This is a genomic window from Limnohabitans sp. (assembly GCF_031538885.1).
Taxonomy (GTDB): domain Bacteria; phylum Pseudomonadota; class Gammaproteobacteria; order Burkholderiales; family Burkholderiaceae_C; genus Limnohabitans.
Map to the genome: position 1 here is coordinate 1 of NZ_JAVKLW010000043.1, position 4,129 is coordinate 4,129.

Below are 4,129 nucleotides of genomic sequence, written 5' to 3' on the forward strand. Positions count from 1 at the left end.
AAACCGTGACGGATGAGGAATTGACTATGATTGAAAACCGATTGAATCACCGCCCCAGAAAGCGACTAGGATTCAAGACACCTCACGAGGTATTCCATGCCTCGTTAAAGCGTGTTGCACTTCGTCCTTGAATCCGCCTTACGAAAACTAGGCGAGCAGTCGTTATTTAACTGGGCGGATGGATTCAATTCTCATAAGACAAATTCCGATATTGGCTGGGCCAAACATGACTGTAACGGCTCTAAATGCAGATTGGATTTCAGCAATCTGTCTCGCCTTACGGCGACGCTGCACTTAGCTCAATGGCAATTACTTCTTTTTCTCAGGCCGCTTCCAATTGGCAATGCTCACTTGCTTGCCACGCGCCACACTCAGCGCACCGGGTTCGGTGCTCTTGGTGATCGTCGAGCCACCACCCACGGTGCCGCCTGCGCCAATGGTGACGGGTGCCACCAACACGCAGTTGCTGCCGATGTGCACATCCGCCTCAATGACGGTGCTGTGTTTGTTGGCACCGTCGTAGTTGGCGGTGATGCTGCCTGCGCCGTAGTTGACACGCTCGCCCACCGTGGCGTCGCCCAAGTAGGCCAAGTGGTTGGCTTTGGCACCTTTGGCCAGGGTGGAATTTTTCACCTCCACAAAGTTGCCAATGTGCACGTCTGCCGCCAGTTGTGCGCCAGGGCGCAAGCGGGCGAAGGGGCCAATGAGCGCGCCCTCACCCACGGTCACGCCCAGCTTTTCGCCATCGATGTGGGTGAAGGGGTGGATCACCGCGCCTGCTGCAATCGTGCAATTGGCGATCACGCAATTCGCGCCAATCTTCACACCTTGGCCGAGCGACACAGACCCAAGGAAGATGCAATTCACATCAATCTCTACGTCTTGTGCACAAGTCAAATTACCGCGCACATCCAAGCGTGCGGGGTCGATGATGCGCACGCCGTCGACCATCAAGGCATGGGCTTGACGCAGTTGAAACGTGCGCTCCAACTCAGCCAATTGCGTGGGACTGTTGACGCCTGCAACTTGCGCCACGTCGTTGATTTTGTGAGCTACCACAGGCACACCATCGGCCTCGGCGAACTTGACCACCTCGGTCAAATAAAACTCTTGCTGCACGTTGTGGTTGTCCAAACGCGCCAGCCATGGTTTGAGCAATTTGGCGGGCACAGCCATGATGCCGCTGTACACCTCTTGAATGGCGCGTTGCGTTTCATTGGCATCTTTGTGCTCGACGATGGCATGCACGTCACCCTTGGGGCTGCGCACAATGCGACCGTAGCCTGTGGGGTCGGCAAAGTCGATGGTGAGGAGTGCCAGTTGTTTGCCATCACACAAATTCAACAAGGCTTTCAGTGTGTCAGCTTGCGTCAAAGGCACATCGCCCGAGAGCACCACCACCACGCCATCATCGGCCAGCAAAGGCACGGCTTGTTGCACCGCGTGGCCCGTGCCGAGCTGCGGCATTTGACGGGCGAATTGCAGTTTGTCTGCGGTGTTGGCATTGGTGAGGGCAAGTTCGACTTGCTCAGCACCGTGCCCCGTGATGACGATGGTGTGGCGCGCTTTCAAGGTGCGTGCGGTGTCAATCACGTGTTGCACCAAAACCTTACCGGCGAGTTGGTGCAAAACCTTAGGCATACTGCTCTTCATACGGGTGCCCTTGCCGGCAGCCATGATCACCACATCGAACGCTGTCATGTCATTCATCCTTATCTTGCGCAGAATTATCCGCCATGCCTCTGTCTGGCTGGTGTTGGCTGCGCTTGTGGGTTTGAGTGCGTGCAGCACCCTCAAGCTGGTCTACAACAACAGTGACGATTTGATCTACTGGTGGCTCGATGGCTACGCCGATTTGCAAGATGGGCAAAAGCAATTCACCCGTGAGGCACTGACGGATTTGCAACGTTGGCACCGCCAACAACAACTGCCCGAATACGTGGTCTTGCTCAAGCGCCTGCAAGCCATGGCGCTCCACGACATCACGCCCGCGCAAGTGTGCAGCGTGACCGAAGATATGAAAACCAGCTTTGTGACCGTGCTGCGTTTTGTGGAGCCCGCCAACACGCGCTTGGCCACACAACTCAAGCCCGAGCAGTTGCGCAATATTGGTAAACGCTTTGACAAGACCAACAAAGACTGGCGCTCGGATTGGCTAGACCCAGATGCCGAAGGCCGCCTGCGCTACCGCACCAAGCAAGCCACCAACCGCCTTGAAGACTTTTATGGTCGCTTAGAAAAACCCCAACGCGAGGTGCTGCACCAGTGGTTGAGCAGGTCGACCTTTGACCCGACCATGAGCTACGCCGAACGCGATCGCCGTCAAGCCGACACGATGCAAACCTTGCAACGCATCGCACAAGAAGGCAGCGCCACTGCGCAAGCCCAAGCGCTCATGCGCGGCCTGGTGGAGCGCAGCTTCAACTCGCCCAACGAGCGCTACCGCGCCTACAGCTTAGAACTGTGGAATGAGAACTGCGAAGGCTTTGCCAAGCTACACAACAGCACCACCCCTGCGCAACGCCAGCGCATGTGGAACGCATTGCGTGGGTACGAGCAAGACATCAAAACATTGATGGCGCAAAAGTAGCCCGCCACGCGCTTCAAGACGGCGACCAGCTCAGCCACGCCTCGTCATCGACGGTACGCGCCCACGACGCCAACACCACACGCAAGCGTTCACCCGCCAGCAGCATGTGGTCCTTGGCTGGGCCACTTGGCGCATCGCAACTGGCCCACACGCGGCCACGCACGACATGTACATGGCCGGCGCTCGGTGCGACCCAAGTTTGCGCCGTGCCTGTGTCGATGTGCCACGGATTTGTAGCGGCGTTGGCCACCCAGCGGGGCCAACGCCATGTCAGGCTGATCGTGCGCATCTCCACCTCCGTGCTTCATCTGTACTTGAGGCGTTGATCCTGCAACCCGCTTGCGCCCACGTCCAATGAAATACAAGACTGCTTTTAACTCCAACCCCGCATCAATAAGACGTTCGTTTTACCGCTACTCTTAACCCCTAATTGCTCTGAGACTTGCCATGTCACCCGCTCGCCCGTTGCTTCGCACCCGTCCTCTGTCAGTTGGTCATTTGTGCGCATTTGAAGCCGTTGCGCGCCACCGCAACTACCGCATTGCGGCCAGCGAGTTGGCCCTCAAGCCATCCGCCGTCAGTCGCCAAATTCAAGGCTTGGAGCAAGCGCTAGGCGTACGCCTGTTTGCGCGTCACACCCGCGCCGTGGAGCTGACCGCGCATGGCGTGGATCTGTTGGCCTCGGTGGGCAACTTGCTCAACCAACTGGATGTGGCAGTGCGCCAAATTCGCCACAAGGCCAGTCGCAAAACCGTGTCCATCACCACCTACGCATCGCTGGCATCGATGTGGCTCATTCCACGACTGGAAATATTCCAACGCGCTCACCCAGAAATCGACATCCGTGTGGAGGCGTCGGACACCCCGCTTAACCTAGAAACCGCAGGCATCGACATCGCGTTGCGCTATGGCCCAGCCTCGCGCATGCCTGCCCACGCGATGCATTTGTTCGGCGAACAACTCACCCCAATGGCCAGTCCGTGGCTGTTGAAGAACTCACTCACCGCCCGTGCGCGATGCGCAAGACCTGCAAAACTTCACCCTCATTGAGTCGATTGATGCCAGTCATACCCACCTCAACTGGCTCACTTGGCAACGCTGGTTAGCCAGCCGCCAAGTAAGCAACTTGCAACCCAAGCGCTGGCTGCATTTCAACTACGCCTATCAAATGGTGCAGGCAGCCATGCGTGGTCAAGGCGTGGTGTTGGCGCGTTTGCCGATGGTGGCAGAGAGCTTGGCCAATGGCGATTTGGTGAAGGTGCTGCCGCACGGGCGCATTGAGTCGCCCATGGACTACTGGCTCATCATGAACACCCGCAACACGCTGCGGCCTGAGATTGACAGCTTCAGTCGCTGGCTCAAAGAGCAAGCCTGCATCACGCGGCAGGCCATTGGTGAGCTAGGGAAGGTCTGCACAACGCATGAATTTGTAGCGTGACTTGTTACGGACTTCACGATGTGCAATTGTGTGCGTCGATAGCACGATTTTTCGGCGTAAGAGACCCATTTCGTCATCCCACCTTTGCCCTCAGGCCCCTT

3 protein-coding genes and 1 pseudogene are annotated in these 4,129 nt (G+C 57.4%); 2 read left to right on the forward strand and 2 right to left on the reverse strand.

The window, feature by feature from the left end; genetic code table 11:
• Window positions 1-309: 309 nt before the first annotated feature.
• Window positions 310-1,701, reverse strand: a complete 1,392-nt coding sequence (glmU, locus tag RMS03_RS02910) for a bifunctional UDP-N-acetylglucosamine diphosphorylase/glucosamine-1-phosphate N-acetyltransferase GlmU (RefSeq protein WP_310625611.1) — start codon at window positions 1,699-1,701, stop codon at window positions 310-312.
• Here glmU and RMS03_RS02915 point away from each other — a divergent pair.
• A complete protein-coding gene (locus RMS03_RS02915; RefSeq protein ID WP_310625612.1) occupies window positions 1,700-2,590 on the forward strand; it encodes a DUF6279 family lipoprotein in 891 nt (296 codons plus the stop codon). The two genes, glmU and RMS03_RS02915, sit on opposite strands and share 2 nt — an antisense overlap.
• A 13-nt stretch (window positions 2,591-2,603) precedes the next feature.
• On the opposite strand, the gene RMS03_RS02920 is transcribed toward RMS03_RS02915, so the two are convergent.
• Entirely contained in the window at window positions 2,604-2,879 is a 276-nt protein-coding gene (locus RMS03_RS02920; protein WP_310625613.1) for a DUF2917 domain-containing protein, read from the reverse strand.
• A gap of 158 nt (window positions 2,880-3,037) precedes the next feature.
• Between RMS03_RS02920 and RMS03_RS02925 the strand changes: the two are divergent.
• A pseudogene (locus tag RMS03_RS02925) lies at window positions 3,038-4,028 on the forward strand (LysR substrate-binding domain-containing protein).
• The last annotated feature ends 101 nt before the right edge of the window (window positions 4,029-4,129 follow it).

What these genes read in the sequence shown, in the direction of transcription:
- RMS03_RS02915 (WP_310625612.1), top strand. Translation starts at nt 1,700, where the DNA reads ATGTCATTCATCCTTATCTTGCGCAGAATTATCCGCCATGCCTCTGTC.
- glmU (WP_310625611.1), bottom strand. Translation starts at nt 1,701, where the DNA reads ATGACAGCGTTCGATGTGGTGATCATGGCTGCCGGCAAGGGCACCCGT.
- RMS03_RS02920 (WP_310625613.1), bottom strand. Translation starts at nt 2,879, where the DNA reads ATGCGCACGATCAGCCTGACATGGCGTTGGCCCCGCTGGGTGGCCAAC.